This window comes from Streptomyces sp. NPDC004667, assembly GCF_040609475.1.
Classification (GTDB): Bacteria; Actinomycetota; Actinomycetes; order Streptomycetales; family Streptomycetaceae; genus Streptomyces.
In genome coordinates this window covers 109,922-132,684 of sequence record NZ_JBEXKC010000003.1, presented here as the reverse complement: position 1 = coordinate 132,684, position 22,763 = coordinate 109,922, and the positions used below count along the sequence as shown (strand labels likewise).

Annotated in this window: 17 protein-coding genes and 1 pseudogene; 8 read left to right on the top strand and 10 right to left on the bottom strand. The window is 75.9% G+C overall.

What is annotated here, in order from left to right:
* The first annotated feature begins 165 nt into the window (after window positions 1-165).
* Entirely contained in the window at window positions 166-2,562 is a 2,397-nt protein-coding gene (locus tag ABZW32_RS02715) for a hypothetical protein (protein ID WP_356210240.1), read from the top strand.
* Here ABZW32_RS02715 and ABZW32_RS02710 read toward each other — a convergent pair.
* The 5 genes from ABZW32_RS02710 to ABZW32_RS02690 all read right to left on the bottom strand — a co-directional run bounded on the left by ABZW32_RS02710 (window position 2,513) and on the right by ABZW32_RS02690 (window position 8,986).
* A complete protein-coding gene (locus ABZW32_RS02710) occupies window positions 2,513-4,963 on the bottom strand; it encodes a right-handed parallel beta-helix repeat-containing protein (protein WP_356210237.1) in 2,451 nt (816 codons plus the stop codon). The genes ABZW32_RS02715 and ABZW32_RS02710 overlap by 50 nt on opposite strands.
* Window positions 4,964-5,098: 135 nt before the next feature.
* Window positions 5,099-5,710 carry a hypothetical protein gene (locus ABZW32_RS02705; RefSeq protein WP_356210234.1) on the bottom strand — a complete coding sequence of 204 codons (612 nt, stop codon included), beginning with the start codon at window positions 5,708-5,710 and terminating at the stop codon, window positions 5,099-5,101.
* A gap of 292 nt (window positions 5,711-6,002) precedes the next feature.
* Window positions 6,003-6,830 carry an MOSC N-terminal beta barrel domain-containing protein gene (locus tag ABZW32_RS02700; RefSeq protein WP_356210232.1) on the bottom strand — a complete coding sequence of 276 codons (828 nt, stop codon included), beginning with the start codon at window positions 6,828-6,830 and terminating at the stop codon, window positions 6,003-6,005.
* Window positions 6,831-6,903: 73 nt separating this feature from the next.
* On the bottom strand, window positions 6,904-7,437 hold the full coding sequence (locus tag ABZW32_RS02695; RefSeq protein ID WP_356210229.1) for a DUF6643 family protein: 534 nt from the start codon (window positions 7,435-7,437) through the stop codon (window positions 6,904-6,906).
* Between the two features lie 271 nt (window positions 7,438-7,708).
* Window positions 7,709-8,986: a glycosyltransferase gene (locus ABZW32_RS02690; protein WP_356210226.1), complete on the bottom strand. Its 1,278-nt coding sequence runs from the start codon at window positions 8,984-8,986 to the stop codon at window positions 7,709-7,711.
* A gap of 668 nt (window positions 8,987-9,654) precedes the next feature.
* On the opposite strand from ABZW32_RS02690, the gene ABZW32_RS02685 reads away from it, so the two are divergent.
* Window positions 9,655-10,455: an aspartate/glutamate racemase family protein gene (locus ABZW32_RS02685; RefSeq protein WP_356210223.1), complete on the top strand. Its 801-nt coding sequence runs from the start codon at window positions 9,655-9,657 to the stop codon at window positions 10,453-10,455.
* A 62-nt stretch (window positions 10,456-10,517) separates the two neighbouring features.
* Window positions 10,518-11,840: a hypothetical protein gene (locus ABZW32_RS02680; protein ID WP_356210221.1), complete on the top strand. Its 1,323-nt coding sequence runs from the start codon at window positions 10,518-10,520 to the stop codon at window positions 11,838-11,840.
* Window positions 11,841-12,227: 387 nt separating this feature from the next.
* Here ABZW32_RS02680 and ABZW32_RS02675 read toward each other — a convergent pair.
* Window positions 12,228-13,073 (bottom strand): annotated as a pseudogene (locus tag ABZW32_RS02675) (ADP-ribosylglycohydrolase family protein); the annotation flags it as partial.
* Window positions 13,074-13,311: 238 nt separating this feature from the next.
* Between ABZW32_RS02675 and ABZW32_RS02670 the strand changes: the two are divergent.
* The 3 genes from ABZW32_RS02670 (at window position 13,312) to ABZW32_RS02660 (ending at window position 16,151) form a co-directional block, all read left to right on the top strand.
* The gene (locus ABZW32_RS02670; RefSeq protein ID WP_356210218.1) at window positions 13,312-13,827 is read left to right on the top strand and encodes a hypothetical protein; all 516 of its coding nucleotides are present in this window, start codon (window positions 13,312-13,314) and stop codon (window positions 13,825-13,827) included.
* A gap of 148 nt (window positions 13,828-13,975) precedes the next feature.
* Window positions 13,976-15,625 (top strand): apolipoprotein N-acyltransferase, encoded by a 1,650-nt coding sequence (gene lnt, locus ABZW32_RS02665; RefSeq protein ID WP_356210216.1) that lies wholly within the window; start codon window positions 13,976-13,978, stop codon window positions 15,623-15,625.
* A gap of 37 nt (window positions 15,626-15,662) precedes the next feature.
* Window positions 15,663-16,151, top strand: coding sequence for an NUDIX domain-containing protein (locus ABZW32_RS02660; protein WP_356210213.1), 489 nt, complete (start codon window positions 15,663-15,665; stop codon window positions 16,149-16,151).
* An 11-nt stretch (window positions 16,152-16,162) separates the two neighbouring features.
* Here ABZW32_RS02660 and ABZW32_RS02655 read toward each other — a convergent pair whose 3' ends face one another.
* Window positions 16,163-16,948 (bottom strand): serine protease, encoded by a 786-nt coding sequence (locus tag ABZW32_RS02655; RefSeq protein ID WP_356210210.1) that lies wholly within the window; start codon window positions 16,946-16,948, stop codon window positions 16,163-16,165.
* Window positions 16,949-17,166: 218 nt separating this feature from the next.
* Here ABZW32_RS02655 and ABZW32_RS02650 point away from each other — a divergent pair, with 218 nt between their 5' ends.
* On the top strand, window positions 17,167-18,456 hold the full coding sequence (locus ABZW32_RS02650; protein WP_266837077.1) for a bifunctional GNAT family N-acetyltransferase/ATP-binding protein: 1,290 nt from the start codon (window positions 17,167-17,169) through the stop codon (window positions 18,454-18,456).
* Window positions 18,457-18,822: 366 nt separating this feature from the next.
* A complete protein-coding gene (locus tag ABZW32_RS02645; protein ID WP_356210208.1) occupies window positions 18,823-19,149 on the top strand; it encodes a DUF6191 domain-containing protein in 327 nt (108 codons plus the stop codon).
* On the opposite strand, the gene ABZW32_RS02640 is transcribed toward ABZW32_RS02645, so the two are convergent.
* From ABZW32_RS02640 to ABZW32_RS02630, 3 genes are all read right to left on the bottom strand, one after another.
* A complete protein-coding gene (locus tag ABZW32_RS02640) occupies window positions 19,127-19,729 on the bottom strand; it encodes a hypothetical protein (protein ID WP_356210206.1) in 603 nt (200 codons plus the stop codon). The genes ABZW32_RS02645 and ABZW32_RS02640 overlap by 23 nt on opposite strands.
* The gene (locus ABZW32_RS02635; RefSeq protein WP_356210204.1) at window positions 19,726-21,363 is read right to left on the bottom strand and encodes a serine/threonine-protein kinase; all 1,638 of its coding nucleotides are present in this window, start codon (window positions 21,361-21,363) and stop codon (window positions 19,726-19,728) included. Before ABZW32_RS02635 ends, ABZW32_RS02640 begins: the two co-directional genes overlap by 4 nt.
* 141 nt (window positions 21,364-21,504) lie before the next feature.
* Window positions 21,505-22,758, bottom strand: a complete 1,254-nt coding sequence (locus ABZW32_RS02630) for a Tm-1-like ATP-binding domain-containing protein (RefSeq protein WP_356210201.1) — start codon at window positions 22,756-22,758, stop codon at window positions 21,505-21,507.
* Window positions 22,759-22,763 lie beyond the last annotated feature (5 nt).

The window sequence follows — 22,763 nt, the reverse complement described above, 5'->3', positions numbered from 1 at the left end:
ACCATAACCGGCGGCCCGTCAGAAGTCTCCGCCGACCGGGGCATCACCCGCGCCCCGGCCCGAACGCCCGTCACACGCACGGGGCCTGGGCAGGGCCGCGCCGGAGCGGGATGCTGAAGGGGCCGCCCCGCGCGCACCAGCCCCTCACCTGCGGAGGCCCCCCACATGCCGGACCCCGACGCCGCCTGCGAACCGCCGCCCCCGGGCCCGCCGCCCGCGCTCGAACTGCTCGTCCACGGCGTGGGCGGAGCCTCCCCCGCGGAACTGCTGCGGGACCCGTACCCCGTCCGGATCACCGGCGACTCGACCGCCGCCGTGTTCCGCCGCCCCGAGGACGCCGATGCCGAGGACCGTCCCGGACGCCACGGCGGCCGGCCCGTGCCCGAGGCCTACTGCTGGTCCCGCCTCACCTCCGGCAACGGAGCCCGGGCCCTGTGGCTGCTGCTCCTGCCGTTCATGGTCGCCAACCTCGCCCACTGGGCCCGGCCCGCCGCCGCCCCCGGCAAGGCGGCCGCGCGTGCGGTGCGCACGTACGGACTCCTCGTACGGGTCCTCGCCCTCAGCCTCACCGTCCTCCTCGTCTCGGCGGCCTGCGAGGTCGCGCTGGACCTCCTCGCCTGGCAGTGCGCGGGCAACACCACCTGCGCCGGCTCCCGTTCCCCGCTCGGCGTCCTGCGGCCCGGCACCTGGTGGGGCCAGCCCGGCCGCCGCCTCGCGGTGGGCGCCCTGGTCCCGGCCGGCCTGACCGGCCTGCTCTGGTACCTCTCGACCCGCACCTGGAGCGCCTACGAGTCCCAGCCGCCGCCCGCCGGCTCCGCCACCCCGGACGCCCCCGGACCGGGGGAGGAGGCGCCGCTGGGTCAGCCCGGGTTCTGGTACGGGCGGCGGATCGTGGCGCGGCTGCGCGCCGCGCACACCGCCGCCGGACTCCTCACCGTGGCGGTGGCCGTCGCCGCCCCCGCCGTCCGCCACGACCGGGCCGCCACCGCCACGGCCCCCGCGCTCCAGGCCGCCGGGTGGGCCGTCGAGGCGCTGCTCGCCACCGGCGGCGCCACCGTCCTGTGGGTCGTCTGCCGGCGCGGCCGCACCGAGGCCCGGCCCGACCACCGGCTCGACCGGGCCGCGATCACCCTGCTGCCCGGCGGCGCCCTCGCCCTGCTCGCCGCGGTCCTCCTCTACGCGGGCTGGTCCCGCCCCGGCTGGGTATCGGCCGGGCGGCTCCCGGGGGACTTCGCGTTCGGGGTGCTCATGCTCGGCCAGGGCTGCTGCGCGCTGGCCCTCGCCTTCGTCGCCCACCGCCTGCACCGCGGCACGCCCCAGCCCGGCGCCGCCCTGCGGGGCCTCGGCGGCCCCGCCGTCGCCGTGCTCGGCTGCGCCCTCGGCGGGGTCATGTCCGGCGGGGTCGCCCAGCGAGTCGCCGACTGGCTCGACGGGGGCGCCACACCCGGCACGCCCGGGGCCGCGCTGCCCGGACCGCCCGTCCTGCTGTCCTGGCAGGCCGCCGTGCTGCCGCCGCTGCTGATCGCCCTGCTGCTGCCGGCCGCCTGGGCCGTGGCGCGCGCCGCCCTGGACCGGCGCCGGATGGCCGCGGGCCTCGCCGCCGAGTACCCGGGAGAACCCGCCGACCCCGACCGCAGCCGCCGGATCGCCGGGGCACGGGCGGCCGCCGCGCTCACCGACTCCGCGCCGTGGTTCGTGGGGGCCGTCTCCGGGATCACCCTGGTGCTGGGCACCGGCGCCCTCGCCGGAGCCTGGATCAGCGGACGGGTCCCCGCCGAGGCCGCCCGCGGAGCCCACCCGCTGCTCGCCGGCGCCGCCCGCGCCGCCCAGGACACCGGGTCCTGGCTGATAGGGCTCGGCGTCGCCGCCTTCGTCGCGTGGGGCCGCCGCGCCTACCGCGACCCCGCCGCCCGCCGCACCGTCGGGATCCTCTGGGACGTCGGCACCTTCTGGCCCCGCGCCGCCCACCCCTTCGCCCCGCCCTGCTACGCCGAGCGGGCCGTCCCCGACCTGACCTGGCGGATGACCGGCTGGACCGCCCGCACCCGGGGCCGCCTCGTCATCTCCGGACACTCCCAGGGCAGCGTGCTCGCGGCGGCCGCCGTCTGGCAACTGCCGCCCGAAGTGCGCGGCCGCGTCGGGCTGCTGACCTACGGCTCACCGCTGGCACGGCTCTACGGCCGCTGGTTCCCCGACTTCTTCGGCCCCGGCCGGCTGGCCGCCCTGCACCGCGACCTCGACTGCTGGCGCAACCTGTGGCGGGCCACCGACCCCATAGGAGGGCCCGTCGAGACCGGCGCCGCCGTCGGCGAACCCGTCGACCGGGGCCCCCTGCGCGACCCGCTCGCCTACGGGCGCAGCCCCCGGTACCCGCTGCCCGCGCCGATCCTCGGCCACGGCGACTACCAGGCCGATCCGGCCTTCACCGCCGAACGCGACGCACTCCTCGCGCGACTGGACGCCGCCCCGCGCGGCGACGTACACGACACCCGGGAGGTTCCCGGCCAGCGGATCAGCACGGCGCGGACAGAGCCGGCAGATCCGCCGGGAAGAGCAGGGTGAGCTCGTCCGTGCTCGGCTCGGCCAGCTGCGCCACCCGCCCCGCGTGCCGTTCCACCATCGACTCGAAGGTCTGGCGCGCGGTGCGGCCGTTGCCGAACGCCGGACCCTTGGGCAGGTCCGTGAAGTACGCCAGCAGCGCCTCGCCCGTGCCCTCGCCCAGCCGGTACTCGTGCTCCTCCGCCTGCTGCTCCACGATCCGCAGCAGCTCCCGGGGCCCGTAGTCGCCGAAGGTGATGGTGCGGGAGAAACGCGACGCCACCCCCGGATTGACGGTCAGGAAGCGTTCCATCTCCTCCGTGTACCCGGCGACGATCACCACCACGGCGTCCCGGTGGTCCTCCATCAGCTTCACCAGCGTGTCGATCGCCTCGCGCCCGAAGTCCCGCCCCGAGTCCTCCGGAGCGAGCGCGTACGCCTCGTCGATGAACAGGACGCCGCCGCGCGCCCGGTCGAAGGCCTCCTGCGTACGGATCGCGGTCGAGCCGATGTGCTCACCGACCAGGTCCACCCGGGACACCTCCACCAGGTGGCCGCGCTCCAGCACCCCGAGGGAGGCCAGGATCTCCCCGTACAGCCGGGCCACCGTCGTCTTGCCGGTGCCGGGGGAGCCCGTGAAGACCAGGTGCCGGCGCACCGAGGCCGCCTTCAGACCCGCCTGCTGCCGGCGTCGCCCGACCTCGATCATGTCGGTGAGGGCCCGGACCTCGCGTTTGACGCTGTCCAGACCGACCAGCGCGTCCAGCTGCCCCAGCACCTCGCCCGAACCGCGCCCCGCACCCGCGTCGGCCGCCTCGGGATCCGCCGGGTCCGCGGGCCGCTGCCCGGGCACCTCGGCGGGTACTCCCGCCCGACCCTGCACGGCCGACGCCGTACGGGTCCCCGGCTGCGCCCCGGCGAGCGCGTCGCCCGCGGCCGCCCGCGCGCCGAGCCGCGCCCCGGACTCGTCGCCGGTGCACCCTTCGGCGAGCGGGCCGTCCTCGGCGAACTCGTACCCGCCGCGCGCGCAGCGCTCGGTGTGGCAGCGGGTCAGCGTGGTGCGGCAGCCGTCGATGACGTGGAAGCCGAAACCGGAACTGCCGCTCACCCGGCAGGCCGTGAACGTGCCGCGGCCACCCGCCGACACGTAGAAACCGGCCTCGGCGGCCGAACCGACGGTGCACCGCTCCACCACCGGGTCGGCGCCCTTGGTCACGATCACGCCGGACTGCACGTTCTCGATGGTGCAGTTGGCGAGGGTGCCGCCACTGCCGTGGTCCCGGAACCACGCCCCGGTGCCGGCCTCCCGGATACGGCAGTCGTCGAGCTGCGCGTCGGCGCCGTCGCTGACGGAGACGGCCGTGTTGCGGACCTGCGAGAGGTCGCTGTCGACCACGTCGACGCGCGAACCCCGGTCCAGTACGAACAGGGCGTCCGGCACGTCGTGCACCCGGCAGGAGTCCAGGGAGACCGTGGCCCCGTCGCTGATCCACACCGCCGGGTAGTCACCCGTGCTGTCGTGGATCTCGCAGGACTCGGCATCGACCCGGGTACCGGGATCCCACACCGACAGACCGTTGCGCCCGAACCGGCGGACCGTGCTGCGGCTGAGGGTCAGCACCGAACGGGAACGCAGATCGACCGCGTTCTCCGGGATGTCGTGGATGTCGCAGCCGGCGAGGGTGACCACGGCGTCGGTGTCGAGGGTGACCCCGTCGGCGGAGGTGCGGTGCACCGCGCAGTCCGTGAGGCGGGCCGCGGCGCGCCCCGCGATCTGCACCCCGCTGCCCTTGATCTCGTACACCTCGCAGCCCAGCGCCTCCAGGCCAGAGCCCTCCCCGGTCACGGCGATGCCCGCGCCCGTGGCGTGGTGGACGCGGCAGCGCTCCAGGCGCGGATGCCCACCGCGCACCGAGACGCCGGCCTGCCCGGCGGCCACCACCTCGCACTCCTCGAACACCCCGCCGCCGCCGTCCAGGACGGAGATCCCGACCCCGGCCGGATTCTCCACCGTGCACCGGCGCACCAGCGGCCGGGCCCCGCCGCGCACCTCGATGCCGGCCGAGGAGCGGGTGTGCACGCGCAGGTCGATCAGCTCCGGACAGCCGTCCTCGACGAGCAGCGCGGGCGCCGCCCGGTCCGCACCCTCCAGGTGGAGGTCCTGGACCACCGCCGAGGCGCGCACCGTCAGCGCGACCCCGTCGAGCGGGGCGATCCGCACCGAGCCGGCCACGGCGCCCTCGGGCCCGCGCAGGATGACGGCATGACGCAGGACCAGGTTCTCCCGGTAGGTGCCGGGGGCGATGGACAGGACGTCTCCGTCGCCCGCGACGGCGAGCGCGGCGCTCAGCGTCGGATAGTCACCGGAGCGCCGCCGCCACCGCGAGGCCCCGCCGTGCGTCACCTGGACCGTGCCCTGAGCCATCGCGCTGTCGTGCCCCCACCCTCGTACTCGTGTTGCGGAAGTTCCCGGAGCGGCCGGAGCCGTTCCCCGCGGCTGAAGCGGCCGGACCGGACTCCGGCTCCACCGTAGCGCGCGCGGGGCCGGTGGGTTGCCAGGTCAGCTGCCCGCGCCCGCCCGGCCCCAGTCGGGCCCGGCCGCGGCCCACGCGCGGTCCAGACGGGTGTACCGCCGATGCATGAGCCGGCGTACGACCAGCCGCCGGAGCGTCTCCGCCAGCGCGGCCGCGGCCAGCGCGGCGGCCAGCCCGGCCACACCCGCGTGGAACGAGGCGGCGGACGGGTCGAGGGGCTGTCCCACCAGCCGCCCCCGGATGTCGGTCCATATCCGGAACCGGTCGCCGGGAAGGGGCGGTTCCTCCGCCGCCGGGACCATGCCCTCGTGGCTGCTGCCGTCGGGCGCGGTCCAGGACGCCACGATCCGCGTCCGCTCCGGGGCCTGACGCCCCGCGCCCGGATCGGTGGCCGAACCGGCGACGGGATCCGGCGTCGGCCGGACCACCACCGCCGGAACCAGGTACCGCTCGTGCCGCTGTTCGCGCGCGGCCCGCTGCAGCGTGCCGTCCACCTTCAGGCCTGCCGCGCAGCCGAGGGCCGGAGCCACCAGCAGTACGCACACGAGCGCGGCGAACGCCACCCACGCCTCGAAGAGATCGGTCGGCCTGCGCAGCGGATTGCGCCGCCAACGCCACACACCCATTGCTGTCCGCACGGTCCCGGCTCCCCCTACTTGCGCCAGCCATCCGTCTGTCTGCGCGTCCAAGCCTTCCGCATGCCCGGCGGACGCGCATTCCGGGACGCGCGGGACGTGTGTCACCCGATCCGATACGGACGGTCGCGGTGGGTGTCCACATGTCCTGTCTGCTCCAACGGCCCCGCCCCGCCCGTTGGTTCCATCGGGCACCCGGAGCCCCTCGAAGGTGTCATTCCACCCGCCGTGGTCAGCGGCGCGCGGGCTCTGCCGGGCTCTGCCGGGTCCTGCGGGGCAGTGAGGGCCGGGGAGATCACTCCAGCACGCGCACCTCGTCGCCCACCCGCACCGTACCCAGGACCACCGGCACCAGCTGCCTTCCGAAGGCGAGGGACTTCCCGATCCGCCGGTGCACGGCCAGCGTCTTCAGCGGCTCCTTGCCGCGCTCCGCCGTCTCCTGGTCGGTGGTGGTGACGATGCAGCGCCCGCACTCGCGCACGCCGCGGAAGACGGCGTCACCGATCGCGATCCGCCGCCAGCCGTCCTCGGCCCACGCCTCCGCCGGGCCGCCGACCACCAGGTTCGGGCGGAACCGGTTCATGGGCAGGGGCCCCTCCTGCGCGTGGTCGCCCCCCGCGATCAGCTCGTTGAGGGCGTCGAGCGAGGCGGTCGTGGTCAGCAGCAGCGGATAGGCGTCGGCCAGGCTGACGGTCTCGCCGGGGAGCGCGTAGTCGGGGTCCACGGGACGGCGCACGGCCGGATCGTCGAGGTGGACCAGCCGTGCGGGCTGTCCGAGGTAGGCGCTGAACCAGTCGGCGGCGGTGCTCGCCGCGACGACGGTGTCGATCTTCTTGCCGAACAGGACGACGGGCTCCAGCGGGCCCGGCTCCGGCACGTCCACCACCAGCTCCGCCATGCCGGGCCCGGACAGCGCGACCCGCCCGTCCGGCAGCGGACGGGCGCAGGCCAAGGCCAGTCGCGGCTGCTGGCGTTGGGTGACGACCGCGCCCGCCGTGTCGACCACCGCCCAGCGGCGGTCTCCGGACAGACCCCAGGGCTCCACGGCCACCTCGCCGGGAGCAGTCCCCGCTACCGACTTGACGGGATGGACGTGGAGCGACTGGACGTACAGATTCGACATGGGAGCATTTTGCCAGCCTTCCGTGCCGGAGCCCCAGCGCGTTTTCCGCGGGGCCCGGCGGCGGGGGGCCGGATCAGTAGCCGCGCCCCTGGAACTGGCGGCCGTACGGATCCTCGTACGAGGGGACCTGCGCGGGGGCCGCCACCGGACGCGGCGCCGCCGGGCGCATGGCCTCGTAGCCGGTGCCCATGGCGGCCGGGCGCGGCTGCTGCTGCGGCTGGGGCTGCTGGACGTACCCCGCGCGGGCCGCCATCGGCTGCTGCTGCGGGATGTACGGCGCGGGCGCGTTCTGGAGCGGCACCGGCATCGCCGTCGGCATCTGCTGCTGGGGTGCGGCCTGCTGCTGGTACTGGTACCCGTACCCCGGGGACCCCTGCTGCTGCGGCGCGGACGGCGCGGACGGCAGGGCGGGAAGGGCGGACGGGAGGGCCGGCAGGTACCCACCGCTCGAATAGCCGGCACTCGGCGACTCGTAGGCGGCCGGGACGCGGATGGGGGCGATCTGCGGAGTGCCGCGTTCGGCTACGAGGGAGTCGTAGATGGGGGTGTCTTTGAAGGAGGGCGCGGAGTAGTAACCGCCGCCATAAGTGGAGCGGGGGGAGGTCATGGGACCTAAGTTAAGCCCACGACTTCACCGGGTCCATAGCGAGGTGTCGTCAACACCGCCCTGACCTGCATCTTCCCAGGTCAGGGCCTCAGCTTTCACTTGAAGTTCACCTGCACGATTCGTCACTTGCACCCCGGCTTGTTCCTACTCGTACTCACCGGTTGGGTGTTGCACCTATCTGGTGCTGACGCACGGTCACAATGCGATGACCTCGGATGACGTTCCCTCAGCAGGCGTGCGGACCGGGTCCGCGGGCCGGAAGGGGGACGATTCAGGCATCATCGGGCCGGGCGTAGGTGCGCCCCTTCCACGCGGCCCCGCGCCCCCGGTAATGCCGGACCGCGGAGTCGACGGTCATCAACAGGTACAGCAGCGCGGTAAGCGGAAGCAGCGGGGCGAGCAGCGGCGACCGGCGGTAGTAGCGCAGCATCGGCAGGTAGGTGCCGGTCATCAGCAGCCAGGCCAGGCCCCCGGCCCAGGCCGCGGCGGGCCGCCCGGCGGCCAGCCCCGCGCCGAGGGCGGCCGGGGGCACCAGGTACACGAGGACCAGCCCGGCCACCGTCCCGGCCAGCAGCAGGGGCCGGTGGCGCAGTTGGGCGTACGCGCTGCGCGACACCATCCGCCACAGGTCGCCGAGGCCGGAGTACGGGCGCACGCTGTCCACCCGCTCCGCCAGCCCGAGCCAGATCCGGCCGCCGGCGCGGCGGACCGCGCGGGCGAGGGCGACGTCGTCGATGACGGCCTGACGGATCGAGTCGGGGATCCCGGCCCGGACGGCCGCCTCCGTGCGCAGCAGCACGCAGCCGCCGGCGGCCGCGGAGGTCCGGGCGCCGGGCCGGTTGATCCGGCGGAAGGGGTACAGCTGGGCGAAGAAGTACACGAACGCCGGCACGACGAGCCGCTCCCAGGCGCTCACCACGCGCAGGCGGGCCATCTGCGAGACGAGGTCGAGGTCGGCGGAGGTCGCGGCGGAGACCAGTTCGCGCAGGCTGTCGGGCTCGTGGGCGATGTCGGCGTCGGTGAGGAGCAGGAACTCCGGCCCGGGGCCGTGCGGGGCGCCCGCGGCGAGGCCTTCCGGGGTGCCGGGCGCGTGCGCGGGCTCATGTGCGGGCTGGTGCGCGGGCTCGTGTGCGTGTCCGTTGACGTGGGCGCGGGTGTGCTCGGTGCGGACGTGGGCGATGCCGTGGCGCACGGCCCACAGCTTGCCCGTCCACCCGGGCGGGGGGTCTCCCGGCGAGACCACGGTGAGGGGCAGGCCCGGCTGCGCGTCGGCCAGCCGGGCGGCGAGGGTGGCGGTGCCGTCGCTGCTGCCGTCGTCGACGAGGACGATCCGGGCCTCGCCGGGATAGTCCTGGGCGAGGAGGGAGGGAAGGCTGAGGGGGAGCACCTCGGCCTCGTCGCGCGCGGGGACGACGATCGCGACGGAGGGCCAGCGGGCGGGGGCGGAGCGCGGGGGGAGACGGACGTCGGTGCGCCAGAACGCGCCCTGGGCGAAGGTGAGCCAGAGCCAGGCGGCGAGGGAGGCGTACGCGGCGATGAGGAGGCCCATGTCCGCAGTCTGCCGAACCCCGCGGAACCTGTCGCGCGCCCCGCCGGTGCGGCGCTTCCCGCGGGGCGCGGGGCCTGCACCGGAGGCCCGGCCCGCACGCCCGTGGCCGTGGCCGGGCCCGGTCCGGTCCGGCCCGGCCCGGCCCGGCGCCCATGGGCACAGGGAGCAGGGTCCGCCCGGGCAGCCGCCCCGGCCCGGCCCGCTCCGGGGTCCCGGTGCGGGGCGCCGGTACCCGGCCCGGTGGTGCCGGGTACGGCCGTAGCGGTGCCGGGTACGGCCGTGGTGGTGTCGAGTCCCGGTCGTGGTGGTGCCGGGTACGGCCGTGGTGGTGTCGAGTCCCGGCCGTGGCGGTGCCGGGTACGGCCGCGGTGGTGCCGGGTACGGCCGCGGTGGTGCTGGGTGCGGCCGTGGCGGTGCTGGGTGCGGCCGTGGCGGTGCTGGGTGCGGCCGTAGCGGTGCCGGGTACGGCCGCGGTGGTGTCGAGTCCCGGCTGCGGTGGTGCCGAGTACGGCCGTGGTGGTGCCGGGTTCCGGCCGTGGCGGTGGGCCTTCGGCTTGGGGCGTCGTCGGGCTCCCGGCCGTCGCGGCGGCCCTCGGGGCGTCGGGGCCGCCCGTCCGGCGGAGGGCGTGGGGCCCGGACGGGGGCGGGGCGTCGACTAAGGTGACCAGGTGAAGATCGCCCTCATGGACTCCGGAATCGGCCTCCTCGCTGCGGCCGCCGCCACGCGTCGGCTGCGGCCCGACGCCGATCTGCTGCTGTCCTCGGATCCCGACGGGATGCCGTGGGGGCCGCGCACGCCCGCCGACCTGACCGAGCGCGCCCGCGGCGTTGCCCGGGCCGCCGCGGCCCTGCGCCCGGACGCGCTGATCGTCGCCTGCAACACCGCCAGCGTGCACTCCCTGGACACCCTGCGGGCCGACCTGGAGCCCGGCATCCCCGTCATCGGAACCGTGCCGGCGATCAAGCCCGCCGCCGTGGCCGGCGGGCGCGTGGCGATCTGGGCCACCCCCGCCACCACCGGCAGCCCGTACCAGCGCGGGCTGATCCGTGACTTCGCCGCCGGAGCCCGGGTCACCGAGGTGCCCTGCCCCGGGCTCGCCGACGCCGTCGAGGCCGCCGACGAGGCCGCCATCGTCCGCACGGTCGCGGCCGCCGCGGCGCTCACCCCGGTCGACGTCACCGACGTGGTCCTCGGCTGCACCCACTACGAGCTGGTCGAGGAAGCCATCCGGGCCGCCCTCGCCGCGCGCACCGGCGGCGCCGAGCCGACCTACCACGGCTCCGCCGAGGCCGTCGCCGTCCAGGCCCTGCGCCGCATCGGCGCCGAGCCCGCACCCGGTCTGCCCCCCACCGGCGGGCTGACCGTCCTGCACAGCGGGAGGACGTCCGAGCTGTCGGCGGCGGCCCTGCGTTACGCCGAGGGCCGACTGCTCGCAGGGCGGGAACACGGCGCACCCGTCGCGGGCTGACCCCGCGACGACCGGGCGGGAAAGCCGTTCCACCGTGGCCCGGGCGCTCCCATACTGGGCCGGTGACCGCCTACGCCAAGCACCTGCCCACCGGGGCGACGCCGGCAACTGACTTGAATACGTGGGGAGTCGAGGCGGCCGAGCGCTGGCGCGCGGCACGCGCCCCGGCCGTCTTCGCCCCCGGCGCCGGCAGCCGGATCCTCGGCTTGCTCGTCGCCCTCGCGCTCACCCTGATCCTCTGGAACGACGCACCGGGCCCACCGGCCGGGACGGCGTGGCGGGCCTATCCCGACGCGCTGCTGCTCGTGGCGCTGCCCCTGTGGTACCGGTACCTGCCGGGGGCGACCGTCGTGTCCGCGACGCTGCTCGCGGTGGAGTCGGCCGTCACCCTTCCCGCACGCCCCGCCGCCGACACCGCGGGCCGGACCGGGCTGTTCCTCGTCTGCCTGCTGTCGCTGTGGACGCTGACCGGGGCCGCCCTGCGGCTGCGGGCCCGCCGCCGGCAGAACCTGCTCGCCCGCGCCGCCGCCGGCCCGGCCCGTTTCCCGCTCCCCGCCCGACTGCCGACCGGGCACGACCGGCGCGGCAACGGGCGCCTCCTGGGCGGTGCCTTCCTCTGCCTCGTCGCCGCGGGCATCCTCCTCGACGGGATCCTGGGCGACTTCGGCGCGCACGGCGGCCCCCACCCGTACGACGCCGTCGGTCAGCAGCGCTTCGCCCTGCCCCTGCTGGTCGTCGGGAGCACGCTGCTGGGCGCGGGCTGGAGCGCCGACCTGGCCGCGCGGCGCCTGCACCGGGCACCGCAGCCCGTGCTGCTGGTCGGCGTACGGGCCGCCCCGTCGGGGCACTTCTGGCTCTACCCGGACGCCGACACGATCGCGGGGCGGCCGCTGATCCCCTACCGGCCGCGCCGCGAGGACACGCTCGGCTTCGTACGGCTGCTCGCGCGCGGGGCGCAGGGATCCCTCCCGCGCGGATCGCATGACATAGACGTCCGCGCCGAGCCGTTCGAGGCCGTCCTGTACGGGTCCCCGTACGACGGCGCCGAGGTGGTCCTGGAGTACGCGGTCCACGGCGGATCCGGCATCTCCGCCTCCGTCACGGCAGCCGCCCTGCTGCCACGCCGACGGCACGGGCTCGACCGGTGGATCCCGGCCGGGGTCTCCTACGAGAAGACCCTGGAACGGCGTCGGGAACGGGAGCGGGAGCGGTTCCGTACGTACGACCCGCCCACGTGGCGCAAGCGGACCCCCCGGGGCACCGCAGCCACCGGCGGCACGGGCGCCGCGGCCACCGGTGGCTGCGGAGGCGACGGAGGGGGCTGCGGGGGGAGCGGGTGCGGGGGCGGCTGTGGCGGCGGCTGCGGAGGGTGCGGCTGCGGCTGACCCCGGCACGCGGCCCGCAGCCGGGACGGCCCATGCCCGTCCACCCCGTCAGGCCACCCCTGGCCCGGCCTCCGCCCTCGGTCCGGTTTCCGCCCCTTGTCGGGTTTCCGCCCCTGGCCCGGCCTCTGCCCTCGGTCCGGTTTCCGCCCCTTGTCGGGTTTCCGCCCCTGCCCCGGCCTCCGCCCTCGGCCCGGCCTCCGCCCTCGGCCCGGCTCCCGCCCTCGGCCCGGCTCCCGCCCCCGGACCGGTCTCCACCCCCGGCCCGGACTCCGCGCCCGGCCCGGTGCCCGGCCCCGCGCCCGCGAGCCGCCGGGCCAGGGCGCGCAGGGCACCGGCGTCCAGGACCCGGTCCGGCACCCGGCCGGCGCCGCCCTCCCCGTGGCCCGGCCCCGCCCCGGGCAGCGGCACGTGCAGGGGGTCCGTCCACTCCCGGGGGATCGCGCGGGCCCCGTAGACCGCCCCGGCCAGCGCCCCGGTCACCGCGGCGACCGTGTCGGTGTCCCCGCCGAGGTCCACGGCGGCCCGTACGGCCGGCGCGAACCCGCCGGTCGTGCGCAGCGCCCACACCGCCGAGCCCAGGCAGGGCCACACCGCTCCGTTGAACTCGGTGGCCTGGTCCGGATGCCAGCCGGGGCCGAGCACGCGGGCGTAGCGCTCGCGGTGCGCCGGGTGTACGGAGTCCAGCACCTCGGGCAGGGCGGCGAGCGGATCGGCCCCGTCCAGGGCCACCCGTACCAGCTCGTGCAGGACGGCGGTGCCCTCCCAGGCGGCCCGGTCGCCGTGGGTGAGGGCGGCGATCCGCCGGGCCGCGTCCATGGTGGCGCCGCGCCCGGCGGGTGCGAACCAGACGGCCGAGGTCGCTGCCCGCATGAGGGAACCGTTGCCCGCCGCCCGGGCGTTGACCTGGAAGTGCAGGGCGGCCGCCAGGTCCCAGGGGGCGCCGCTGCTCAGCACGTCCTCGGTCTGGAGGCCGATGTCCTTGGGTTCCCAGGCCGCCCAGTGCCGGAACCGCGCGAAGACGTCGGCGAGTTCCAGACCGTCGTGTTCGAGGAGCGATTCGCCGACCAGCACCGCCATCTGGGTGTCGTCCGTGGCCTCGCCCGGATCCCAGCCGCCGCCGCCACGCATCTCCTCGCCCCGGGCGCTCAGCGCGCCCGCCGGGCCGAACTCGTACGGAGCGCCGAGGGCGTCGCCCGCCGCCGAACCGAGCACGGCTCCCACGGCCCGGTCCAGCCGGTCCGTCCGTTCCGCCCCGCTGTCCCCGCCGCCCCGGGCGTCCACGCAGGCTCCCGCGGTCGGTGCCGCCACGGCCGTGCACCGTGGCCGTTCCCCCGATTCCTGATCCATTCCGCCACTCCACCACGCACGTGGCGCCGCGCATAAGGGCCCCCGCCCGCCGGCCTCCGCGTGCGCTGCGCCGACCGGCGCAGCGGTGGTGGTGCGTCGCCGGAACGTGGGTACGCTGCTGGACATGACGGTTCACCCCCCGGGTCCGCTGTGGACGGGACGGGCCTCCAACCGCGTCCAGTGGCTGCTCGCCGCGGCCGGCGCGGCGTGTCTCGCGCTCGGCATCGAGCTCGCCGTCGACAACGCCTGGACCTCCGGCATGGTGCCGCTGCTCATGTCGGTGATCGGCTGCCTCGCGGCCGGGCTGCTGATCCTCTACGGCACCCTCGCGTTCGTGCACGTGGCCGTCACCGTCGACTCCGAACGCCTCGACGTGCGGTGCGGCCACATGGGGCTGCCGCGCCGCACGATCCGGCTCTGCGACGTCGCCGCCGCCGAGTTCCTGCCGAACATCACCCCGCAGCAGTGGGGAGGCTGGGGCTACCGCTGGCGACCGGACAAGGGCACCGCGATCATCGTCCGGCGCGGCGAGGGCGTCGAGCTCAGGCTCGGCGACGGCAAGCTCTTCACGGTCACCGTCGATGACGCCGAGAACGCCGTCCGCGTCATCCGCACGCACCTGCGCGCGCTCGCCGGCTAGCCGTCGGCCGGCCCGCCCGCCACCACACCCGTTTCGCCCGCCCGTCCGCCAGTCCGCCCATCCGTCCGCTCTGCCGCACCGCGTCCGGTGTGCGGTGTCCGGTGTCTCCTTACCGACCCTTGGGACACGGGGACGTACACTCCGCCAGATGAGCAGCAGTGTCACCAGCGCCGCCGGGAGCGGGCCCTCGCAGCCCGCCGGACGAGCCGAAGCGGGTACCGAGAACACGGCCGGAGCCACGGCCGCAGCCGAGGCCGCGGCCGCCGCCGGGCCGGGGAAGCGGAAGGCGGCCTGGCTGCTGCGGGCCGCCCTCGCCGTGGTCGCCGGAGTCCTGCTCTACCTCAGCTTCCCGCCCCGCCCCCTGTGGTGGCTGGCCCCCTTCGCCCTCGCCCTGCTGGCCGGCTGCCTGCGCGGTCGCCGTGCCCGGGCGGGCTTCGGGCTCGGCCTGCTCTTCGGGCTCGGCTACCTGCTCCCACTGCTCGTCTGGACCAGCGAGGGGGTCGGCCCCGTGCCCTGGCTGGCCCTGGTCACCCTCGAAGCCCTGCTGATCGGTCTGGCGGGCCTCGGTATCGCCCTCGTCTCCAAGCTCCCCGGCTGGCCGCTGTGGGCCGCCGCCGTCTGGGTCGCGGACGAGGCCCTGCGCGCCCGCGCTCCCTTCGGCGGCTTCTCCTGGGGCCGCCTCGCCTTCGGCCAGGCCGACGGGGTCTTCACCCCGCTCGCCGCCGTCGGCGGCACCCCGCTGCTCTCCTTCGGCGTGGCGCTGTGCGGATTCGGGCTCTACGAGGCTGCCCGCATCGCCCGCCGCCACCCGGGCCGGACCACCGCCGCGCTCGCCGCGGTCGCCGTCGTCGCCCCGGTCGGCGCGGCCCTCGCGGCCCGTCCGCTGGTCTCCGACGCCGCCGAGGACGGCACCGCCGTGGCCGCCGTCATCCAGGGCAACGTGCCGCGTGCCGGGTTCGACTTCAACGCCCAGCGCCGTCAGGTCCTGGACAACCACGCGAACCGCACCCTCCAGCTCGCCGAGGACGTCAAGGCCGGCCGGGTCGCCAAGCCCGACTTCGTGGTGTGGCCGGAGAACTCCTCCGACATCGACCCCTTCACCCAGCCCGACGCCTACGCCGTGATCGACCGGGCGGTGAAGGCCATCGGCGTGCCCGTCGCGATCGGCTCCGTCCTGGCCCCCGAAACCGGCCCGCTGCGCAACACGATGATCCTGTGGGACCCGGTCAAGGGCCCCACCGCCACCTACGACAAGCGCAAGATCCAGCCCTTCGGCGAGCGGATCCCGATGCGCTCCTTCGTCCGGCTCTTCAGCTCCGACGTGGACCGCGTGCGCCGAGACTTCGGACCCGGCAAGGAGCCCGGCGTCTTCGACATGGGGGGCAGCGGGATCGGCATGGTCACCTGCTACGAAGCCGCCTTCGACGACGCCGTCCGCTCGACCGTCCGGGCCGGCGCCCAGGTCATCGCCGTCCCCAGCAACAACGCCACCTTCGGCCGGACCGAGATGACCTACCAGCAGCTCGCCATGGACCGGATCCGCGCGGTCGAGCACAGCCGCAGCGTCCTCGTCCCCGTCACCAGCGGGGTCAGCGCCGTCATCCGCCCCGACGGCTCGATCGTGTCGCAGACGAAGATGTTCACCGCCGACGCGCTCGTGGCCGAGATCCCGCTGCGTTCCACGCAGACCCCGGCCACCCGTCTGGGCCCGCTGCCGGAGTACGCGCTGGTCCTGGTCGCCGCGGCCGGCCTGGGGACGGTCCTCTTCCGCCGCATTCGCGCCCGCCGGGCCGCATGACGACGGTGACCGGCGAGCGGCCTCGTAAGGTCGGGGCATGACCACTCCCGAATTCATCCGCGCGATCCGGGCGGGCGCCGGGCAGCTGCTGCTCCTGCTGCCCGGGGTGACCGCCGTCGTCTTCGACGACCGGGGCCGGGTGCTGCTCGGCCGTCGCGCCGACACCGGCCGCTGGTCCGTCGTCGGCGGGATAGCCGAACCGGGGGAGCAGCCCGCCGACACGGCGGTGCGCGAGGTGTACGAGGAGACGGCCGTGCGGTGCGTGCCGGAACGGGTCGTGCTCGTCCAGATGCTCGAACCGATCACCTACCCGAACGGTGACGTCTGCCAGTTCCAGGACATCACCTTCCGCTGCCGCGCGACCGGCGGCGAGGCCCGCGCCGCCGACGGGGAGCTGCTGGAGGTCGCCTGGTTCGACCCGGAGGAGCTGCCGCCGCTCGAGCCCTTCGCGCTGGACCGCGTACGCCGCGCACAGCGCGACGAGCCCACCTGGTTCGAGGCACCCGCGGACCCCGCCGAACGCTAGGCCCCGGCGGCTCAGCCCGCCGAGACGGCCGCCTCGCGGTAGAGCTCCAGGGCCTGGTCGCCCATCACCGCGCTGTAGGAGACCTCCGGGACCGTACCGCCCCCCTCGTAGCCGCCCAGGACACCCGCCAGCGCGCCGTCCACCAGCCAGGGGCTGCCGCTGGTGCCGCCGCTCAGATCGGGGCAGTCGATGCGCCGCTGGCTCTCGGAGAACAGGCTCGTGGCGTTGGAGCAGCGCAGCGGGGCGTCCAGTGTGCTGGGGTATCCGAGGATCGTCACCGTCACGTCGTCGGGCTGGTCGGTGACGACCGGGAACCCGCCGACGACGTCCTCGATCTGCGCCCCGCCCGACTGCGCCCCGTCCGACGGCGCGACGGTCGCGAAGGCGATGTCGTCGTCGGGGTCCTTGCCGTCCGTCCAGTCCCCGGCCACGTTCACACCGGTCAGCCGCCACACCCCGTACGGGGCCTTCCCGTCCCGGTAGCCCGGGGCGAACACGGTGGTGTCCGGGTGGTCGAGGCAGTGCGCGGCCGTGGCGATCACATCGCGGTCGGCGCTGTGCACCACGGCGGCGGTGCAGAAGTGCCCGCCGTCGAGGCCGCCCGCGAACAGCGCGCCCACCCGGGCCACCGTCGCGTCGGGCAGGGCGGTGGCGGTCACGCCGAGCGGGGGCACGGCCGCGGCGCTCGGCATGTCCACGCTCAGCAGGGCGGCCATCGCGGCCACCGCGAGCAGGATCCGGGACGCCCGCCGGGCGCGGGGACGGCCGGCCTGTCGGAGGAGGATGCGTTGGATCATGCATTGAGCCTCCCTGGGGAAACTGTGCCCGGAGCCCGGTGCTCCGTATGAATCCGCTGTGAATCGCCCACGGGGTCCCCGGACGCCGTTCCCGGCCCCGCCGGTCTATGGACGGCGCGGTGGGTTTCCGTACCGGTTGTTGTGCACCGCGGAGCGTGATCGCCGGGCCCGCCCGCCCCTAGCCTCGCCGCAGGAGCACGAACGAGGGGCGGTACCCGGTGAACTGGCTCATCCACGACTACCGCGAGAGCGATCTCGCAGCGGTGGTCCACCTGATCGACACCACGGCGGAGCTCGGCCAGGAGTCGGTCTTCTCCCTCGCCGAGTGCATCAGCGCGCTCACCGACCGGCAGCCCTGCGTGGTCGCCGTCCACCAGGGCGTCCCGATCGGTGCGGCCCTCGCCTGCGTGACCGGGGAGCGCGCCTGGGTGATGCGCATCGCGATCGCCTCCGGCTGGCGCGGCCGGGGCCTGGCCAGCGCCCTGCTGGTCGAGCTGGAGCGGCGGCTGATCGCCGCCCGCGTCGGCCGGATCGCCTACGTCCTGCCCGAGGAGGACCTGCTCGGCGAGGGCCTGCTGAACGCGGGCTACACCCGCCAGCCCGCGGTCGCCTACTTCGAGAAGACCGAGCCGTTGCACGGACCGGCCGCCGGGCTCCTCGACGACCTGGGCGGCCGGTTCCTCCAGAGCGACCTGTGGGACCGCGTCGCCGGCATGGAGAAGGAGAAGGACCTCATCGAGCGGCGCGTGGTGCTGCCGCTCGCCGAGCCGGAACGGGCCGCCTCGCACGGGGTGCGGGCCCCGCGGGCCATCACCCTCTTCGGGCCGCCCGGCACCGGAAAGACCACCTTCGCCCGTGCCATCGCCTCCCGGCTGGGCTGGCCCTTCGTGGAACTGCTGCCCTCGCGCCTGGCCGACGAGGGCAACCTTTCGGCCGCGCTGCGCGACGCCTTCGCCCGGATCGCCGAGCTGGAGCGGGTGCTCGTCTTCATCGACGAGGTCGAGGAGATCGCCCCCGTGCGCACCGAGCCCGCGCAGCCCGGCGGGATCCACGGGGTGACCAACGAACTGCTCAAGCTGATACCCGGCTTCCGGGAGGGCGACGAGCGGCTGCTGGTCTGCGCCACCAACTCCATCCGCTCCCTCGACCCGGCCTTCCTGCGACCGGGCCGCTTCGACTACCTGATCCCGATCGGCACCCCCGACGCCGGGGCGCGCGCGGCGATCTGGTCCCGGTACACGGCGGGCCGCGCGGGCGTGGACGTGGCGGCGCTGGTGGAGGCCAGCGAGCTGTTCACCCCCGCCGACATCGAGCACGCGGCCCGGATCGCGGCGCAGGTGTCCTTCGAACGGGACCTGGAGGCGGCGGTCGCACGGGGTCTGGGGGCCGCCCCGCCCGGGGCGACGACGGCGGACTACCTGGCGGCGGTCGCGCAGTGCCGCCCGACGGTCACCCCGGCGATGACGGGGGAGTTCCAGGCGGACATCGCCGCCCACGCCCGCTTCTGAGTTCCGCCCCACCCGGAGCCCCGTGCCCCCGGCCGGGCGGATCCGCACGGGCCGGGCCGCACCCCGCCCGGTACGCGAAACGGCCCGCAGCCACTCCCCAAAGCGGCTGCGGGCCTCCCGCGCGGACTCGGCATCCGTGCGGGACGGCCACGCTCCGGTTGGGGTGTCGCCGGCTGGAACGGCCGCCGGCCGGAACACGGCACGCAGGGGTGCCCGAGGGCGTCCTGCACGCCCTCGTCCACGTCCACGAGTCAACCAGCGCGGCCGGGTCCCCCGCTTCGGCCGGACGGCCACCCCGGCCCCGGCCGGAAGACCGAGCCGCACGGACCCTCACGGGCCGTGGGCCGGGTGGGTTACGGTCGCGCCATGGGCTTCGTCGTCTTCATGACCCTGCCGGGGCTGGCGCTCGGGCTCACCGCGGTCGCCTTCCTCGACCTGGCGCTGCTGCGGGCGGGCCGGGCCGGACTGCTGCCCTGGCGCTGGAACGGCAGCCGCGGCCAGGTCTCCTCGACCGGCTTCGAGCAGCTGCACGCCAGCTTCTCGCCCGGCAAACAGAACGAGCTGCGGGAACGCCGGAGCGCCTTCGTCCTGCGCGACGACGAGGAGGACGGCGCGCCCCCGCACTCCCGGGTGGACCTCGACGGCGGCCGCGCCGTGATCCGGCTGCCCGTTACGGGCGGCAGCGGTACGTGAAGTCCGTCGCCGCGGACCGCGTGACGGGGGAGATCAGCTGGAGCTCGGCCCGCGCCGGGTAGGTGCCGGTCCCCTTGAACGTCCACATCAGGTGCAGCCTGGCCTCCTCGCGCCCCCGCGGCACCCGCTCCGTCAGCTCCTCCGAACGCGTGCCGTCGCTGCGGACCCATCGGTACGTGAGGGTCCCGGGCCGCCCGTCGGTGCGTACGACGGCCACCACATCGGCGGCCCGGTCGCAGCCGGGACCCGCCGGGTCGGTGGTGACCGCCACGTCCCGGACGACGACACCGGGCCCGAACCGCTGCCAGCCCAGATACGCCAGCACCAGCGCGAGCACCACGGCGGCCAGGGCGTACCGCCGCCAGCCCCCGCCCCGGCGCCGGACCGGCGCGGGCGCCGCCGGGCGCAGCGGGAACGGCGCCGGCATCGCCGCCGTCACACCCGGACCGAAGCGCAGCACGGAACCCTCGACCCGGTCGGGGGCGGCGTCCTCCGGCGAGGGCGGCCCGGTGAACCAGTGGCTGCCGAGGACGGTGGCGCTGTAGTCGTCGTCGCCGTGCGGGGCGCGGGGATCGCTCATCGTGGGGGCTCCTGGTCCTGGCAGCGCACCAGCGGCTTCGAGTCGTAGGCCGGACCGCTCCCGGCGGCCGGCTCGGTGGTGACGCGGACGCCGCCGTAGCAGCCGTACCCGCGCGGGAAGGTGTGGGAGCCGACCACCTGGGCCGGGGAGCCGGCCTTGACGAAGAAGGTGTCGGTGCCGTCGGGCACCGTGTAGGCCCCCTGGGCGGAGCCCAGGTACCACTGCAGGACCACCTTGACGGCCCCCCTCCCGGCGGCGGTCACGGAGACGGCGGCGTCGCCCCGGTAGACACCCGTCTTGAGGGAGACGTCCACGGCGGTCACCCGCAGGGTGGGGGTCGGCGTGGGCGTGGGCGTAGGGGACCAGGAAACGGTCGGCTTCCCCGTCGGGGTCGGCGTAGGGCTCGTGCTCGTGCTCGGGCTCGTCGAGGGGGAGGCCGTCGGCGTCGGGGACCACGAAGGGCTCGGCTGGGCCGACGGGACCGGGGAGCCGCCGGGGGAGGCGGAGGCGGAGCCCGACGGGGACGCGGACGGACCCGGGGCGGGCGGCGCGGACCCCGGCGGGGCCGCGCTCGTGGTGGCTAGGGCGCTCAGCGCCGACGCGCCGTCCGGGGCGGCGCCGACGGCGTCGGTGGTCAGCACCAGCGCGGCCCCCAGGACCAGGGCCAGCCCGGCCGCGAACCAGCCGGCGCGCCCCGGGGCCCATCCGGCGCCCTGCCCGATCGAGGTCGTGGCCACCGCGGTGGTGCCCGCCGCGGCGGCGCCCGCCGAGGGGAACAGCAGCGGCAGCAGGGCGGCCAGCGCGGCGAGCTTGCGCTGCCCGCGCTCCTCCCAGCCCGGCCCGTACGCGGTCAGCGCCAGTTCCTCCAGCTCCGCGACGAAGGCCTCGGCGTTCTCCGGCCGCTGGTCCGGCCGTTTGGCCAGGCCGCGCCGGATCAGCGGACGCACCGGCTCCGGGGCCTCCGTCTCCGGCACCGGCGCCTCGATGTGCTGGACGGCGAGCTCCGCGAGGTTCGTGCCGTCGTACGGCTTGCGCCCGGTCAGGAACTCGAAGAAGGTCGCGGTGGCCGCGTACACGTCGGCGGTCGGCGAGGCGGGTTCGCCCTGCCACTGTTCGGGCGCCATGTAGGCGGGGGTGCCGGCCACGCCCGGGGTGGTGCCGCGGCCCGTCGCGATCCCGAAGTCGACCAGCTTCGAGGAACCGTCCGGTGCCACCAGCACGTTCTCGGGCTTGTAGTCCCGGTGGACGACACCCGCGCGGTGGGCCGCGGCCAGCCCCAGGAGGGAGCCCTTCAGCACGACCAGGGCCGCCTCCGGCTCCGCCCGTCCGGACTCCCTGAGGACCGCGCGCAGGGAGATCCCGTCGACCAGCTCCATCACGATCGCGGCGCCGCCGGGTGCTTCCACGTACTCGTAGAGGCCCACCACGTAGGGGGAGCCGAGGCCGCCGAGGAGCCGGGCCTCCGCCCGGAACTCCCGGACGAAGGCCGGGTCCCGGCGCAGCCGCTCCGACAGGTACTTCACCGCGACCGCCGTACCGGTGGCCGCGTGCACCGCGAGCACCACCCGGCCGCTGGCGCCCGCACCGAGCTCGCGGACCTCGCTGTAGCCGGGCACCGTCCAGCCGTTGTCCATCGTCCGCCCCCGTCCGTGGCGTCACCGGCCTCCGAGGGGGCCGGCCGGTCGTCCCCCGACCGGCACCCTCCAGGACACGGTTTCCGCCACGGCCGGTTCCCAACCCCGCCACCTGTCCGGGACCCGGACAGGTGGCGGGGATCAGGCGGCGGCCGAGACCACGTCGATCATGGTGTGCAGGCGGTCGGCGGCGGCCCGCCCGAAGGCCGGGTCGTTGATGTGGGTGTCGTAGTCGTAGAGGCGGGCTGCGCTCCCGCGCAGGCCCTCGCGCAGCGTCGAGAACAGGGCCCCGTCCGCGCGGGGGTCGTGGTACGGGCCGCCCGGCGCGCCGAGCGCGGACAGCCCGCGCAGGGGCAGGCAGACCGCCGTCGGCCCCGTCGACGCGCGCAGTTTCGCCGCGACCCGGCGGCCGAGCTCCGCGCATTCGGACTCGGTCGTACGGATCACCGTGATCGAGGGGTTGTGGACACGGATCCTGCGGTAGCGGGCCCGCTCGGGCAGGGTCTCCAGCGGGCCGAACTTCACGACGTCCAGCGCGCCCAGGCTCACCACCTGCGGGATCCCCGCCCGCCCGGCCGCGCTGAGCCGGTCGGGCCCCGCCGTGAGGATGCCGCCGCACAGGTCGTCGGCGAGCTCGCTGAGGGTCAGGTCCAGCACCCCCGCGAAGATCCCCTGCCCGGCCAGGGTCTCCAGGGTCCGGCCGCCCGTACCACTGGAGTGGAAGACCAGTACCTCGTAGCCCAGTTCGGTCAGCCGCTCCCGGGCCGCGTCCACACCGGTCGTGGTCACCCCCGCCATGCTCGCCGCGACCAGCGGCCGCGCGCCCGCCCCCAGCCCGGCCGGGCGGCGCAGCTCCATGGAGGCGCGCTGGAACGCCCTGGCCATCGCGGCGACCGCCTCCACGGCGTTCGCCAGCACCGGCGCCGAGATGCTGTTGATCCCGGCGATGTCCACCACGCTGTACATCATCGTGATGTCCGCGGACCCGACGTACGGGGCCACGTCCCCGGACGCCATCGAGGAGACCATCAGCTTCGGCACGCCGAGCGGCAGTGCCCGCATGGCGCGCGTCGCGATCGAGGTGCCCCCGCTGCCCCCGATCGCGAGCACCCCGTGCAGCCGCCCCTCGGCGTGCAGGCGCAGGAGGGCCGCCTCGGCGCCCCGGGCCATCGTGGTCACGGCCGGTCCCCGGTCGGCGGCCCGCAGGTCGGACAGTTCCGAACCCGCCGCCCGGGCCACCGCTTCGCGCGGCACGTCCGCGTTCACCCGGGGCTCTCCCATGATCCCCGTGTCGACCAGTACCACCTCGACGCCGGCGCGCAGCAGCCTCTCGCGCAGCCAGCCGTACTCGACACCCTTGGTGTCCAGGGTTCCCACCAGCACGACGCTCGTCATATGTG

Coding starts and splice junctions, on each gene's coding strand:
- ABZW32_RS02715 (WP_356210240.1), top strand. CDS start 166: ATGCCGGACCCCGACGCCGCCTGCGAACCGCCGCCCCCGGGCCCGCCG.
- ABZW32_RS02710 (WP_356210237.1), bottom strand. CDS start 4,963: ATGGCTCAGGGCACGGTCCAGGTGACGCACGGCGGGGCCTCGCGGTGG.
- ABZW32_RS02700 (WP_356210232.1), bottom strand. CDS start 6,830: ATGTCGAATCTGTACGTCCAGTCGCTCCACGTCCATCCCGTCAAGTCG.
- ABZW32_RS02695 (WP_356210229.1), bottom strand. CDS start 7,437: ATGACCTCCCCCCGCTCCACTTATGGCGGCGGTTACTACTCCGCGCCC.
- ABZW32_RS02690 (WP_356210226.1), bottom strand. CDS start 8,986: ATGGGCCTCCTCATCGCCGCGTACGCCTCCCTCGCCGCCTGGCTCTGG.
- ABZW32_RS02670 (WP_356210218.1), top strand. CDS start 13,312: ATGACGGTTCACCCCCCGGGTCCGCTGTGGACGGGACGGGCCTCCAAC.
- lnt (WP_356210216.1), top strand. CDS start 13,976: ATGAGCAGCAGTGTCACCAGCGCCGCCGGGAGCGGGCCCTCGCAGCCC.
- ABZW32_RS02660 (WP_356210213.1), top strand. CDS start 15,663: ATGACCACTCCCGAATTCATCCGCGCGATCCGGGCGGGCGCCGGGCAG.
- ABZW32_RS02655 (WP_356210210.1), bottom strand. CDS start 16,948: ATGATCCAACGCATCCTCCTCCGACAGGCCGGCCGTCCCCGCGCCCGG.
- ABZW32_RS02645 (WP_356210208.1), top strand. CDS start 18,823: ATGGGCTTCGTCGTCTTCATGACCCTGCCGGGGCTGGCGCTCGGGCTC.
- ABZW32_RS02640 (WP_356210206.1), bottom strand. CDS start 19,729: ATGAGCGATCCCCGCGCCCCGCACGGCGACGACGACTACAGCGCCACC.
- ABZW32_RS02635 (WP_356210204.1), bottom strand. CDS start 21,363: ATGGACAACGGCTGGACGGTGCCCGGCTACAGCGAGGTCCGCGAGCTC.
- ABZW32_RS02630 (WP_356210201.1), bottom strand. CDS start 22,758: ATGACGAGCGTCGTGCTGGTGGGAACCCTGGACACCAAGGGTGTCGAG.